We start from the raw sequence: 14,046 nt of genomic DNA, 5'->3' as shown, positions 1-14,046 counted from the left end.
TGAGTAAGAAAGAGCTGTTCATCATGAGAAATATCAACCTTCGCTTCGTCACGGAAACCTACGACGAGGACGGCTTGCTGACCGATTTTGCCGTCAACTGCCCCGAGAACTTCAACTTCGGCTACGACGTGGTGGATGACATTGCCGTGAACGACCCCGATCGGCGCGCCATGGTGTGGTGCAACCCCGAAGGCGAAGAGCACGTGTTTACGTTTGCCGACGTGAAAACGTGGTCCGACAAGACGGCGAACTTCCTGGCCGCGCAGGGCATCGGTCGCGGCGACATGGTCATGGTTATTCTGCGCCGCCACTACCAGTTCTGGTTTGTGGCCACAGCGCTGGCGAAGCTGGGCGCGGTCATGGTGCCCGCCACGTTTATGCTAAAAGAGCACGACCTGGAGTATCGCCTGAACGGGGCCTCGGTGAAGGCTATCATTGCCACCTCGCTCGGCGACATCGCACAGGTGGTGGACAACGTGGCTGACGCGTGCCCGACGCTTACCTGCCGCATTCTGGTAAATGGCGCAGGTGGCGGCCTCACGCCGGAGGATGCGGAGGGCAACCTCGTATTCCCCGATGACGGGCTGCCGTTGGGCGCGGCGCTTTCCGGCCCGGACGGTATTTGCGCCGCACCGATTGAGCGTGCAGGGTGGCTCGATTTCAACACGGGCGTGCGCGCTGCCTCGGCCGACTTCGCGCGCGTGGACACGCTGGCCGCCGACCCCATGCTCATGTACTTCTCGTCCGGCACCTCGGGTAACCCCAAGATGGTGCTGCACGATTCCGAATACGCCATTGCGCACCTGGTCACGGCCAAGCACTGGCACAACGTGAACCCCGACGGCCTGCACTTCACCATCGCCGATACGGGCTGGGGCAAGGCCGTGTGGGGCAAATACTATGGCCAGTGGCTCATGGAAGCGTGCGTGTTTACGTACGACTTCGACCGCTTCCACCCCTCCGAAATTCTTTCGCTCATCGGGAAGTACCGCGTGACCACGCTCTGCTGCCCGCCCACGATGTATCGCATGATGATGGCCGAGAACATCGACGCCTACGACCTCACGTCGCTCGTGTACTCCACCACGGCAGGCGAGGCGCTGAACCCGGACTTGTTCGATTTCTGGAAAGAGCACACGGGACTCACCATTTATGAGGGCTTTGGCCAGACCGAGACGCCACTTACCATTGCGAACCTCACGGGCTCCACACCGCGCCCCGGTTCGATGGGTAAGCCCGTGCCGCTGTACAACGTGGAAATTCAGCGCGCCGACGGCAGCCGCTGCGACACGGGCGAAACGGGCGAGGTGTGCATCGACATCCATCAGAAGGCTGCCGGTATCATGTTGGAATACTACCGTGACCCGGTGAAAACCGAGGCCGCCATGCACGACGGTTGGTACCACACCGGCGACACAGCCTGGTGTGACGAGGACGGCTACTTCTGGTACGTCGGGCGCAACGACGACGTTATCAAGTCGAGCGGCTATCGCATTGGGCCCTTCGAGATTGAAAGCGTGCTGCTGGAACACGAGGCCGTGCGCGAATGCGCCGTTACGGGCGTGCCCGACCCGGTGCGCGGCAAGGCCGTGAAGGCCACCATCGTACTGGCCGAGGGCTTCGCGGGCACCGATGTGCTCACTAAAGAGCTCCAGACCTGGGTGAAGAAGCGAACGGCACCCTATAAATACCCGCGCATTGTGGAGTACGTGGACGCCCTGCCCAAAACCGTGAACGGCAAGATTCGCCGCGCCGCTATCCGCGAGGTGGACGAAGCAGAAGCTCCGGAGGGCTTGGTGTGACGGCGAAGGGCGGCAAGGGCCAGATGAGTGGAGCTGAGATTGCTCGTTTTTTCTCCAGCGGGCCTTTCGATAGATTGAAGCCTTTGCCCAGTTCAAGACCTCCCATAACACTGACAGCAGTCGTGGTTATTTGCGGGCATTATGGGGTAGGCAAGACTAATCTCACCCTGAATCTGGCGTTCGATATAGCGACGCGCGGGTTTGCGGTGACTGTCGTTGACCTTGATGTAGTGAACCCGTTTTTCCGCTCAAGCGACTATCGCGCACGGCTTGCCGAACACGGTGTGCGCCTCATTGCGCCCGTGTTCGCCGGCACGAACCTCGACGGCCCGAGTCTGTCGGGAACTATCCTGCCCGCCGTTGAACAGGCACAGCGCTCGTGGTTGCCACTCTCTGCTTCAGTGTGTTCTCCCGATGAGCCTGCACCTATCGCAGAACGGCAAAAAAGAGAAGTGCTTATCATCGACGCGGGTGGCGATGATGTGGGCGCGACGGCGCTTGGTCGCTTCGCCAATACGGTGGCAGCCGGGCCCTACGAGATGCTGTACGTGGTAAACCGCAGTCGCAATCTCACGCAGGAGCCGGCGGAAGCAGCCGCCATCCTGCACGAAATTGAGGCGAAGTGCCACCTGCGTGCAACCGGCATTGTGAACAACACGCACCTTCAGGATGACACCGACGGCGACGCTATTGCGCAAGGCATTCCCTTTGCTGAAGCTGTGGCGCAGGCGTGTGAGCTTCCCCTTGTGTGCACGACGGTGCCCGCCAGCGGCCTCGCGCAGGTCACCGACCGGGAAATCGCCCGCGTTGCGCCGAATGAGGGGGCCTGCGCGCTCTATCCTGTGCAAGTATATGTAAGAACTCCCTGGCAATAAGACTGAGAGCGCACCGGACCCCGTGAGGGTTACCCTGTGTGTCTGGACGAGATAAGAGAGGCGAATCATGGCGAGCATTAGCGTAGACGACTTCTTCTGCAAGGGGTGCGGCCTGTGTGTCGACGCGTGCCCCGAGCATATCATGGCGCTCGACCACGACAAGATTACCGCGAAGGGCTATCACCCCGCGTACTGCACCGACCTGGATGCATGCACGGGCTGCGCGTCCTGCGCGACGATGTGCCCCGACGTGGCCATCACGGTGGAAAGGTAGGACGGCATGGCAGAGAAAGTGCTCATGAAGGGCAACGAGGCCCTGGCGGAAGCTGCGCTGCGCGCGGGCTGCCGCTTCTTCTTTGGTTACCCCATCACGCCGCAGACCGAACTTGCGGCGTACATGTCCAAGCGCATGCCGAAGGTGGGTGGCACGTACTTGCAGGCCGAAAGCGAGATTGCGGCCATCAACATGGTGTACGGTGCGGCGGCGGCGGGCGCGCGTGTCATGACGTCGTCTTCCTCGCCGGGCATTTCGCTCAAGGGCGAAGGCATTTCCTACATGGCCGGCGCCGACTTGCCGGGCGTTATTATCAACGTGCAGCGCGGCGGCCCTGGCCTTGGCGGCATTCAGCCGTCGCAGGCCGACTACTGGCAGGCCACGCGCGCACTCGGTCACGGCGACTTCCGCGTGGTGGTGTACGCACCCTCCACGGTGCAGGAAATGGCCGACTACGTGTACACGGCCTTCGACGTGGCCGACAAGTACCGCACGCCCGTCATGATTCTGGCCGACGGCATGCTGGGCCAGATGATGGAACCCGTGGTCATGCCCGAGCCGCGCGACGAGCAGATCGAGAAGCCGTGGGCCACCACCGGCCACAAACACCAGCGCGCCCACAACGTGGTGAACTCGCTGTATCTGACCGCTGACGAGCTGGAACGCCTCAACATCGAGCGCTACGAGCGCTATGCAACCATCGAGCGCGAAGAGCAGCGTGCTGAAACCTTCCTCGTTGACGACGCCGATATCGTGGTGGTGGCATTTGGCGCGAGCGCCCGCGTGGCGCGCTCGGCCGTGGTTGCCGCCCGCGAGAAGGGCGTGAAGGCGGGCCTCATTCGCCCGATTACCCTCTGGCCGTTCCCGACGGATGCGATTGAGGCCGTGGTGCCCACCGCACAAGCGTTCCTTTCCGTTGAGATGAACATGGGCCAGATGGTGGACGACGTGCGCCTGACCGTGGCGGGCCGTCGCCCCGTGGAATTCTTCGGCCGCACCGGTGGCGTTATCCCGACGCCGGTTGAAGTGCTGGTCAAGCTTGAGGACATGAACGAAACCATCGCGAAAGGAGGGGAGTAGACCATGGCTGAAAAGGAAACGAAGGTTGTGTTCGAGCGCCCCCATGCGCTGTTGCCTGTTGTGACAAACTACTGCCCCGGCTGTTCGCATGGTATTGTGAACCGTCTGGTGGCCGAATGCCTCGATGAGCTGGACGTGGAAGGCGACGCCATCGGCGTTGCGCCCGTGGGCTGCTCGGTTATGGCGTACGACTTCTTCGGCTGCGACATGATTGAGGCCGCGCACGGCCGCGCCCCGGCGGTGGCCACCGCGGTGAAGCGTGTGCATCCCGATGGTGTCGTGTTCGCCTACCAGGGTGACGGCGACCTCGCCTCCATCGGTATGGCCGAGACCATTCACGCCGCCACGCGCGGTGAGCATATCACGGTCATCTTCATCAACAACGCTATCTACGGCATGACGGGCGGCCAGATGGCTCCCACCAGCCTGCCGAACCAGGTGACGCAAACCTCGCCCTACGGCCGCGACACGGCTCAGGCGGGTTTCCCCATTCGCGTGTGTGAGCTGCTGAGTTCGCTTGATGGCGTAGCGTACCTGGAGCGCGTGACCGTGGACAGCCCGCGCAATGTGCGCAAGGCGAAAAAAGCCATCAAGAAGGCGTTCAAGAATCAGATTGACGGCGTGGGCTACTCGCTTGTTGAAGTGGTGGCAACGTGCCCCACAAACTGGGGTTTGACACCGCAAGACTCGTTTGAGTGGATGCGCACCAACATGCTTCCGTACTATCCGCTGGGCGTGTACAAAGACGTGGTGGCCGATGGCTTTGTGAATGCGGCGGAAGCTGCTGCGGCGCGTGCGGCCGACTGCCCTATTGCGAACCCTGCTCCGCAGACGGAAGGGAGTGCGCAATGAGCTGCAACCTGAACATTGTGCTCGCAGGCTTCGGCGGCCAAGGTGTGCTGTTCGCCGGCAAGCTGATTGCCTACGCCGGCCTCATTGAGGACCGTGAGGTGTCGTGGCTGCCCTCGTACGGCCCTGAGATGCGCGGCGGCACCGCCAACTGCAGCGTGTGCCTGTCGGACGACCCTATCGGCAGCCCGCTGGTGCTGGCGCCGAATGCACTCGTGGCTATGAACCAGCCTTCGCTCGACAAGTTCGAGCATAGCGTGGCTGAAGGCGGCGTTGTGGTGGCCGATTCCACGCTCATCCTGAACATTCCGGAGATCCCCGGCGTGAAGATGTGCGCCATTCCCGCCACCGCGCTGGCCGAAGAGGCGGGTTTCAAGAAGCTCGCGAACATCATCATGGCCGGCAAGCTGTACGCCGAGACGCACTTCTGCGAAGAAGAAACCCTCTGGAAAGCCATGGAGAAATGCGTCCCCGCCAGCAAAGCCGCCATGCTCGAGATGAACAAGAAGGCCCTACAGATTGGCATGAACGCGTAACCCCTTGTCATCCTGAGCGGAGGCGCGAAGCGCCGGAGTCGCGACGCGAAGCTAGTCCCGCAGGGGAAGGATCCCGAGCGGCGACAGCAGGAAAAGTTGCGAGTTTTTGTTTGGGAGACCGTGTGATTGATGAAAGGAACTTCATGGTAGCTGAATTGGCCGAGATTGGCCTGCGTATAAAAGGCCTCCGCGAGGCGTGCGATGTCACGCGCGAAGAAATGGCGGCCGAACTTGAGGTACCCTTGGAGACGTATGTCCGCTGGGAAGAGACGGGTGACGATGTGCCCATCTCCGCCATTTATCACATGGCACACCACTTCGGTGTCGAGTTCACCGAGATTCTTACCGGTACGGCGGCAAAACTCAACACCTATCAGGTGGTAAAGAACGGCGAAGGTCGCGAGGTGGACCGCTACCCCGGCTATCACTTCGAAGACCTCGCATGGCGCTACACCGGCAAGATTATGCAGCCGCTTCTGGTGGTGCTTGACCCCTCCGATGAACCTGCGAAACTGGTGACGCACACCGGGCAGGAGTTCAACTTGGTGCTTGAGGGTACTGTAGTGGTGACCTGGTGTGATAAGGAGTTTGAACTGAATGCGGGCGATAGCATTTACTTCAACCCGGAGTATCCGCATGGACAGCGCTGTGGGGGAGACGTACCTGCCAAGTTCGTCACCATTATTGCTGAATGACCTGCGGGACGAGCATGGCGGGTGAGGAACGCCGTGCTCGGGCAGTCCTGAGCTCGCACGAAACGTCCGTCGGACGTTTCGGCTCGTGCGGAATCTGCGCGCGGCGTCCCTCACCCGCCATGCTCTGCACTTTGTTGGTGGCGAACTTGTCATTAACAACCTGATGAGAAGTTCAACCTGTGAGATAGAGAGAAAGAACGCGACCAGTGAACTACATCCTGAATAAGTATTGTCCCCGCATTGATTTCGACTCATACGAGGACTTCTACGAGAACTTCCAGATCAACGTGCCTGAGGCGTTTAACTTTGGGTTTGACGTGGTGGACGAGTGGGCGCGCGTCGAGCCGGAGAAGCGTGCGCTGGTGTGGTGCGATGACCACGACGGCGAGCGTACGTTTACGTTCACCGACCTGTCTCGCTTGTCGAACCAGGCGGCTAATGCTTTCCGTAAGCTGGGCATCGGCAAGGGTGACGTGGTCATGATGATTTTGCGTCGTCGCTGGGAGTATTGGGTGTGTGCGGTGGCGCTTTGCAAGCTGGGAGCCACCATTATTCCGGCGTCGTTGCAGCTCACGAAGAAGGACATCGCGTATCGCGCCAACTCCGCACAGGTGAAGATGATGGTGTGCGTGAATGACGACTACGTGTGTGGGCAGACTGAAGAGGCGCTGCCCGAGTCGCCCTCCATTGAGAACCGCATCATTGTGGCGGGGGAGCGCGCGGGATGGACGCCGTTTGATGAGTTGATTGCGGGCGAGTCTGACGAATTCGAGCGCCCGACGGGTGAGGCGGGTGTCACGTCGAAAGACATCATGCTCATCTACTTCACTTCCGGCACCACCGGCATGGCGAAGGCGGTGTGCCACAACTTTGCACATCCGCTGGGGCACATCATCACGGCGAAGTATTGGCTGCAGGTGGAGGAAAACATGCTCCACATGTCTGTGACTGACAGTGGTTGGGCGAAGTTTGGTTGGGGTAAGATCTACGGCCAGTGGATTGCCGGTGCCACCATTTTCGCCTATGACATGGACAAATTCGTGCCGACGAAGCTTTTGCAAAAGATTCAGGACTACCAACTGACTACCTTCTGTGCGCCGCCGACGATGTATCGCTTTATGCTGCAGGAGGACGTGAGCGCCTACGACCTGTCGAGCGTGCACAACTTTGCCACGGCCGGCGAGCCGCTGAATGCCGAGGTTACGCTTGCGTGGGAGCGTCTGACCGGCAAGAAGATTCGCGAGGGCTTCGGTCAGACGGAGGGTCCTGTGCTGCTGGCCACGTTCCCGTGGATTGAGCCGCGGCCGGGCTCCATGGGGAAGCCGTCTCCGCTGCTGAACATCAAGCTGCTGGATGACGACGGTCAGGAAGTGCCCGATGGCGAAGAGGGCGCCATTTGCGTAACTGGTCTCAAAGAGGCCTACCCGCCAGGTCTGTTTGTGGGCTACTACCAGGACGAAGAGCGCACGCGTGAGGCTGTGGGTGGGGAGTACTACAACCTGCACGACATGGCGTGGCGCGACTCGGATGGCTACTGCTTCTTCGTGGGTCGCAACGACGACGTCATCAAGTGCTCGGGCTATCGCATCGGCCCCTTCGAGGTGGAAAGTGCGCTCATCGAGCACCCCGCCGTCGTGGAATGCGCCGTCACCGCCGCACCCGACCCCATCCGTGGCAAGGTGGTCAAAGCCACCGTCGTGCTGGCAAAAGGCTGGGAACCCTCCGATGAACTGGTGAAAGAGCTTCAGAACCACGTAAAGAAGACGACCGCGCCCTACAAGTACCCGCGCGTTGTCGAATTCACCGACGAACTCCCCAAAACCATCGGCGGCAAAATCAAACGCAAACTAATCCGCACCAACGACGGCATCAAAGATTAGCGGCAGGTTCAGGGGGCTGTAACAAAAGCCCCCTTTCCGCTGCACAAAAGTGTGACGCACTTCACGCTGGCTATTACGCCACGACTTTTCTCGCATCCTTTACCTTACGACGCGGGCTGGCTGGCTTGTAGGCATTGTCTTGCGATAGGGATAACCCCCGTAGCGGCGTTCTCCAGAGCGCCGTTCGCGCGAAGCGCGAAAACGCAGGTCATTATTGCGTTCTTTGCCTGGCGGCTGCGCGGATCTCACCTCTAAAGGGACTGGGCATCTCGCGCCGTCGCGGATTGGACTTCTACGGGTTGTTCCCTGTCTCTCTTGTGCTCTTTGGCTTGCGTGATTTGCGGTGACAGACAACGAACGATTTTCACGTGAAGCATCGGGGTACACTGTGCGTGCTATGATAGAGGCATGGAATCGAACCATCCGACATATCGAGACTTTGCCTGTTGGGCGGCGCTTCCGCTTGACGAACTTGAGCGTGATTGTGAGATTCAGGCGTTCCGTGCAAGCGGCCCCGGTGGACAGTGCGTGAACACTACAGACTCTGCCGTGCGTATGACGCACCTGCCAAGTGGCATAACGGTAGTGTCACGTGAATCGCGCAGCCAGTTTCGCAACCGTCAGCTCTGCCTTCAGAAGCTGCGCGCCGAATTCACTCGCCGCGCAGTGCCTCCCAAGGTGCGCCGTGCAACCAAGCCTTCTCGCCACGCCCGTGAACGTCGCCTCGCCGACAAACGCCACCGCGCCCACCTCAAAGCCACCCGCCACCTCATCGACGAGTAACGTTCGCGTTTCTCTTCACCAACAATCTTCGCACAGTTCGGTGACTGCTTGCTCAGGGGTCGTATCGTTGTCCTGTTGTGATGGATGGCGCTTGGCGGTGTGTCGGCGCCTGTGATAGAGGAGGCACTATGGCGGAATTACAGAGTGCGAAGGATCGCATTGAGATGCGCAACGGATATAGCATTCCCTGCGTGGGCTTTGGAACGTGGAAAATGCCTGATGGCGAGACGGGGCTTGAGGCGTTGCATCAGGCGCTCGCCGACGGATATCGTCACATCGACACAGCGGCAGCGTACGGCAATGAAGAGACGGTGGGTAAGGCTCTTGCCACAGCCGACATTCCGCGCGAAGAGTTGTTTGTCACCACGAAGGTGTGGAACGACAGCCGTGGTTATGATGCCACGTTGAAGGCGTTCGAAGAATCGCGCGCCAAGCTTCACCTCGATTACCTGGATCTTTACCTCATCCACTGGCCGGCCGCTCAGGGCGCGGATGCCGATTGGCAGCGCACCAATCAGGAAACGTGGCGGGCGCTTGAGTCGCTCTACCTGGATGGCAAGGTGCGCGCAATCGGCGTGAGCAACTTCAAGCCGCATCACCTGGAGCCCCTCATGGATGCGGCGGAAATACTGCCCATGGTGAACCAGATTGAGCTCCACCCCGGGTGCAACCAAGAGGTCACGCGCGATTTCTGCAATCGCCACAACATCGTGGTGGAGGCGTGGTCGCCACTCGGCAGCGGACGCGTGCTTGAAAACCAACTGCTCATCGACATCGCTGCCAGCTACGGTTGCACGGTGGCGCAGCTGTGCCTGCGCTGGTGCCTCCAGCGTCGCGCTATCCCGCTGCCGAAGTCCACGGACGCAAGCCGCATTTCGGAAAACGCGCGCATTTTCTGGTTCAATCTCACCGACGAAGACCTCCAGCGCATCGACGAGTTAGACCCTCTCGGCCAAAGCGGCCTCGACCCCGACACCATCGACTTCTAAGCGATAGCAAACACCAACCGCACTTCCCCAGAAGGCCCGCCTCACGCGGGCCTTCGTCATGCTTGCCGTCTGCGAGAACTTAGCTGGCAGCTAATGAATCCACCCTTGCATTTCACTAGCATGGTTGCTGCTTCGAAGAAGCTACTCATACAAGGGGATTTACTTACACGAAGGAGAGATGTGCTATGAAAAAGTCTATCGCCAGGGTGGTGCTCGCGGCCTCGTTGGCCGGATGCATGATGCTGTTCGGCTGTTCATCCGGAGGATCTTCAGTGGAAAATGAAAAAACTTCCGATCCCACACCTCCCGAGCCTGCTCAGCAGCAGGAACAAGCTGATTCAAAGTATGCGGTCACAATCGATGATTGTCAGGTGACTTCGGATTATTCTGGAAAACCTGCTATCGTTGTCACCTATACGTTTGCGAATAATTCAGAAAAAGCAACGTCTTTTGTTGTAGCTATTTCTGCAAAGTGTTTTCAGAATGGGGTGCAACTTGATTCGGCAATCGTGAATGATATCGATAGCCAAAGCACGATGAATGAGATCAAGCCGGGTGCCACTACTACAGTACAGTGGGCGTATTTACTTGACGATCAGTCTGATGTGAGCGTGGAATGCACCGAACTTATTAGCTTTAGTGACGCAGTACTTGCAGAAAAAACGTTCTCCGTCGCTCAGGCGTAGAGAAGTGTGTGCAAGGGCGTTGTGCTGCTCCAACGCCCTTGTTACATCGATCTGATACCATGAAACGAAACCCTCAACCAAAGAAAAGAAGGAAACGGCGCGTGAGAGAGCCTTTAACTGAAGAACTGCTTCAGGAGTTGTTGGCGGCTCCTGATCCGCGTAGTTTTGCTGAGAGGCATCGGCTGACTAAGCGCAGCCTTTCGGAGTATCTTCAGTATTTGCTTGACGAAAAGGGGTTTGAGCGATCAGACATCGTACGCAAGGCGGGGCTTAATGACACGTTTGGGTATCAGATATTCATGGGGCAGCGCGGCGCTTCGCGCAATAAGGTGTTGCAGCTTGCGTTCGCCATGGGACTCACACTAAAGGAAGCCGACCGGCTGTTGCAAGCTGCCGGCGCAAACCAGCTCTACTGCAAAGACCGCCGCGACGCCATCATTATCTTCTGCCTCGACCACGGCTACACCCTCCAAAAGACCGACGAAGAACTCTACCGCTTCGGCGAGGACACCATTTGCTGAAAGCTCTGGGCGCCGCAGCTGCTTTGGCGGTTCGCGCGACGCGTACTGTGCGGCTTCTGGTACCATACTGCTGTTATGTCTGACGAACTTGCCGAACACCTCGATACCCTTGCGCGCGATGCCTGCTACCGGACAGACGTCGTGCTGAAAAGCAGTCCCTTTGAAACCACGGAACGCGTGTACTTCAAGGGCGAAAATGGGGCAGAATTAGGCCCCTTCGTTCGCAAGGCCATTGACCGAGACGCGGGGCTTGGGATTGCGTATGAGCGTATCTGTGCAGCTCAAAAGGCTGGGCGCCGCTTTCGCTATCTGCCGCACATTATGGATTGCTACGACGTGGGCGGAAAGCTTGTCGTGGTGATGGAGTACGTGGGTGGCGAGACCTTGGCTGAAGTGGTGTATCGCTGCGACCCCTCCATCGCGCTTGCGTGTGACGTTTTTCCGCGCCTCTGTGATGCGGTGACCGAACTGCACGAAGGGTTTGATGTGCCACTTATCCATCGTGACCTCAAGCCTTCCAATATCATGTTGTCGCGCGATAGCATGACTATCATTGATTTTGGCATCGCCCGTGCGTTCAAGGAAGACTCTGACGAAGACACGCGCCACTTCGGGACGAGGGCCTACGCGCCGCCTGAGCAGTTTGGGTTCGGTCAAACCGATGTGCGTTCGGACGTGTATGCGCTTGGAATGCTGCTCTATTTCTGCCTAACCGAAAAAACGCCTGATGCGAAGGCGCGTAAAGCGGACTTTCGGGAAGAAGGGCTGCCCGAGCCATTTCGCGCCGTGATAGAACGTGCCGCTGCGTTCGATCCAGCTGATAGGTTTGCGAGCGCATCCGAGCTGAAGCGCGCGTTCTGCGAAGCGGCGGCAACCGTGGTGCCCGACAGTGCGTTTTTGGGCACTGCGTCCGCAGCCTATGAAGTGCCACGCTTTGCCTCAGGAGCCAGCGGTTCTTTCAACCCCACCGTGCAAACCACGCTTACCTCCACAGGAGGCAGTGACGGCGAAAAGCCCATAGTTCCTTCTGGCCGCGTAAAGGGGAGCCGCGTCCCGCGCACCGTGTTCGGAAGTTTTCTTGCGCGTATTCCGTTTCCCGTTGGCGTTATCTGGGATGTGGCCCTTGTTCTTTTCTTTGCCTTCTTTTGTGTGGCGGCATTTAACAGTGCTATTAACCCCTCTGCTGAGTCGATTCAGATGGGTTCAACTTTGTGGGCGCGCCTCATGGCTTATGGCAGTATAGCGCTGCTCATGATCGGACCGTTTCTTTTTACGCTATCAGATCGACGTCCCCTTGTTCGTCTGGTGCCGCGGTTTGCCTCGGTGCCAGTTGAAAGGGATATGGCGGCTTGTCTGGTCATTATTATTGTTGGGGCGCTTTTGTATGCTCTATCGGGGGAACTTGTTGCGCAGTAAAGTGACTTCCTCTCTCTTTTTCCTTCGTCATTAGAACCTATCAGGGGCGCTACGGCTGGTCAACAGCGTGCGGGGTGCCGTTGGAGGCGGAGGCTGGTGCGGCTAAAGTGGGTCGGACGGGGTGCGTGGCTTGGGGCTGCGTGCTAATTGATGACTCGGAAGGAGCCGCGCATGGGAACGGGCGCGCAGCACAAGGTGGCGAAGCATGCGGCAAGTACCACCGCTGACCCCTCGACGTCGGCATCCGCGTCGACGTCGGGCGCGGGAAACCAGCAATCCAACCAGGGATCTGGCTATAAGCAGCAGCTGAAGCGTGTGCTCACGGTGCCGGACATGATTGTGTATGGCCTCATCTTCATGGTGCCCATCGCGCCGTTTGGCATCTATGGCGGCGTGTTCTCGGAATCGGGCGGGATGCCCGCGCTGGTGTATCTGGTGGGTACGCTCGCTATGGTGTTCACCGCGCTTTCGTACGGCATGCTTATTCGCGAGTGGCCCGTGTCGGGGTCGGTGTATGCCTACACCTCACGTGGCCTGGGAAAAGGCATTGGTTTCGTGTCGGGATGGACGCTGCTTTTGGACTATTTGCTTATCCCGTTGCTCATGTATGTGGTGGCCTCGACGGCACTCTCCGGGCTCGTGCCCGAGGTGCCGCCCTGGGTGTTCTCCATCGTGTTTGTGGTGGCGAACACGTTTGTGAACGTGCGCGGTATTGCGCTCACTGACATTGTGAACCGCGTCGCGCTTGTGCTGGAGTTGCTGGTGCTTGCCATCTTTGTGGTACTGGGTGTGCGGTGGCTGCTCACCGACCCCGCGTCGCACGGATTCTCACTTGACCCCTTCTACAACCCGGCCACGTTTGACCCGAACCTGGTCATGAGCGCGGTATCGCTCGGTGTGCTGTCGTTTCTAGGTTTTGACGGCATTGCAACCCTGTCGGAAGAAGCCAAGGATGGCCGGCGGGGCCCAAGCCGTGCCATGATGGCGTCGCTTGCCATTGTGGGCGGGCTGTTTGTGCTGCAAACCTACATCGCGGGCTGCATCAGCCCTGATGGCGCGGTGTTCGCTCACAACCAAGGTAATGCGTTCTACCTGGTGGCGCAGCTGGTGGGAGGGCGCTGGCTCTACGTGGTGTGCGCGGTGGCCACGGCGTTGTCGTGGGGCATCTTCACAGCCCTTGCGGCGCAGACAGCGGTGTCGCGCATCCTGTTCGCCATGGGGCGCGACGGTGGACTGCCGCATGCGCTTGCGAAGGTGCATCCGAAGTACCGCACGCCGTATGTGGCATCTATTTTCGTGGGCGTACTTACGCTGGTGTTGGTGCTGACGTTTGGGCAGATGGGCTCGGACACCATCTCCCTCTTCGTCAACTTCGGCGCACTCACGGCGTTTTTACTGCTGCACGTCACCGTGATTGGCTACTTTTTCGTGAAAAAGCGTGACGGACGCTGGGTGGCGCATTTGTTGGTGCCACTGTGCGGTATCGCAGTAATTGGCTATACGTGGTGGAGCCTTGATGTGCCGGCGAAAATTCTCGGCGTAACCTGGATGGTTATTGGCATAGCCTATTATCTGGTGCTTCGCTACGTCTTGAAGCGTGAGGTGCACCTCGGCGGCTAGCGCGGTGCTACAATAAACGAAGAGCGTCCGCCTCGTGAAA

At 59.2% G+C, this 14,046-nt stretch carries 14 protein-coding genes; all 14 read left to right on the top strand.

Features of this window, described 5'->3' with window-relative positions:
• Positions 1-23 precede the first annotated feature (23 nt).
• The 14 genes from QNJ86_RS01240 (at position 24) to QNJ86_RS01175 (ending at position 14,006) form a co-directional block, all read left to right on the top strand.
• On the top strand, positions 24-1,802 hold the full coding sequence (locus tag QNJ86_RS01240) for an AMP-binding protein (protein ID WP_283830747.1): 1,779 nt from the start codon (positions 24-26) through the stop codon (positions 1,800-1,802).
• A gap of 83 nt (positions 1,803-1,885) precedes the next feature.
• The gene (locus QNJ86_RS01235) at positions 1,886-2,677 is read left to right on the top strand and encodes a nucleotide-binding protein (protein WP_420052729.1); all 792 of its coding nucleotides are present in this window, start codon (positions 1,886-1,888) and stop codon (positions 2,675-2,677) included.
• Between the two features lie 67 nt (positions 2,678-2,744).
• Positions 2,745-2,951, top strand: a complete 207-nt coding sequence (locus QNJ86_RS01230; protein WP_283830745.1) for a 4Fe-4S binding protein — start codon at positions 2,745-2,747, stop codon at positions 2,949-2,951.
• Positions 2,952-2,957: 6 nt separating this feature from the next.
• Positions 2,958-4,031: a 3-methyl-2-oxobutanoate dehydrogenase subunit VorB gene (locus tag QNJ86_RS01225; RefSeq protein WP_283830744.1), complete on the top strand. Its 1,074-nt coding sequence runs from the start codon at positions 2,958-2,960 to the stop codon at positions 4,029-4,031.
• Between the two features lie 3 nt (positions 4,032-4,034).
• Positions 4,035-4,883 (top strand): thiamine pyrophosphate-dependent enzyme, encoded by an 849-nt coding sequence (locus tag QNJ86_RS01220; protein ID WP_283830743.1) that lies wholly within the window; start codon positions 4,035-4,037, stop codon positions 4,881-4,883.
• Entirely contained in the window at positions 4,880-5,416 is a 537-nt protein-coding gene (locus tag QNJ86_RS01215; protein WP_283830742.1) for a 2-oxoacid:ferredoxin oxidoreductase subunit gamma family protein, read from the top strand. The genes QNJ86_RS01220 and QNJ86_RS01215 overlap by 4 nt, the downstream gene beginning before the upstream one ends.
• A 143-nt stretch (positions 5,417-5,559) precedes the next feature.
• Positions 5,560-6,111 carry a helix-turn-helix domain-containing protein gene (locus QNJ86_RS01210; protein ID WP_283830741.1) on the top strand — a complete coding sequence of 184 codons (552 nt, stop codon included), beginning with the start codon at positions 5,560-5,562 and terminating at the stop codon, positions 6,109-6,111.
• A 206-nt stretch (positions 6,112-6,317) separates the two neighbouring features.
• On the top strand, positions 6,318-7,991 hold the full coding sequence (locus QNJ86_RS01205) for an AMP-binding protein (protein ID WP_283830740.1): 1,674 nt from the start codon (positions 6,318-6,320) through the stop codon (positions 7,989-7,991).
• A gap of 408 nt (positions 7,992-8,399) precedes the next feature.
• Positions 8,400-8,774, top strand: a complete 375-nt coding sequence (locus QNJ86_RS01200) for a peptide chain release factor-like protein (RefSeq protein WP_283830739.1) — start codon at positions 8,400-8,402, stop codon at positions 8,772-8,774.
• Positions 8,775-8,902: 128 nt separating this feature from the next.
• Positions 8,903-9,763: an aldo/keto reductase gene (locus QNJ86_RS01195; RefSeq protein ID WP_283830738.1), complete on the top strand. Its 861-nt coding sequence runs from the start codon at positions 8,903-8,905 to the stop codon at positions 9,761-9,763.
• A gap of 185 nt (positions 9,764-9,948) precedes the next feature.
• A complete protein-coding gene (locus tag QNJ86_RS01190) occupies positions 9,949-10,449 on the top strand; it encodes a DUF5067 domain-containing protein (RefSeq protein ID WP_283830737.1) in 501 nt (166 codons plus the stop codon).
• 101 nt (positions 10,450-10,550) lie between these two features.
• Entirely contained in the window at positions 10,551-10,970 is a 420-nt protein-coding gene (locus QNJ86_RS01185) for an XRE family transcriptional regulator (RefSeq protein WP_283830736.1), read from the top strand.
• Positions 10,971-11,045: 75 nt separating this feature from the next.
• Complete coding sequence (locus QNJ86_RS01180) at positions 11,046-12,386, top strand: serine/threonine protein kinase (RefSeq protein WP_283830735.1); 1,341 nt, start codon at positions 11,046-11,048, stop codon at positions 12,384-12,386.
• 171 nt (positions 12,387-12,557) lie between these two features.
• Positions 12,558-14,006 (top strand): APC family permease, encoded by a 1,449-nt coding sequence (locus tag QNJ86_RS01175; RefSeq protein WP_283830734.1) that lies wholly within the window; start codon positions 12,558-12,560, stop codon positions 14,004-14,006.
• The last annotated feature ends 40 nt before the right edge of the window (positions 14,007-14,046 follow it).

The sequence above is a fragment of the Gordonibacter faecis genome (genome assembly GCF_030077735.1).
In the GTDB taxonomy this organism is placed as follows: Bacteria; Actinomycetota; Coriobacteriia; order Coriobacteriales; family Eggerthellaceae; genus Gordonibacter; species Gordonibacter faecis.
This window is presented reverse-complemented; position numbering and strand designations above follow the sequence as displayed.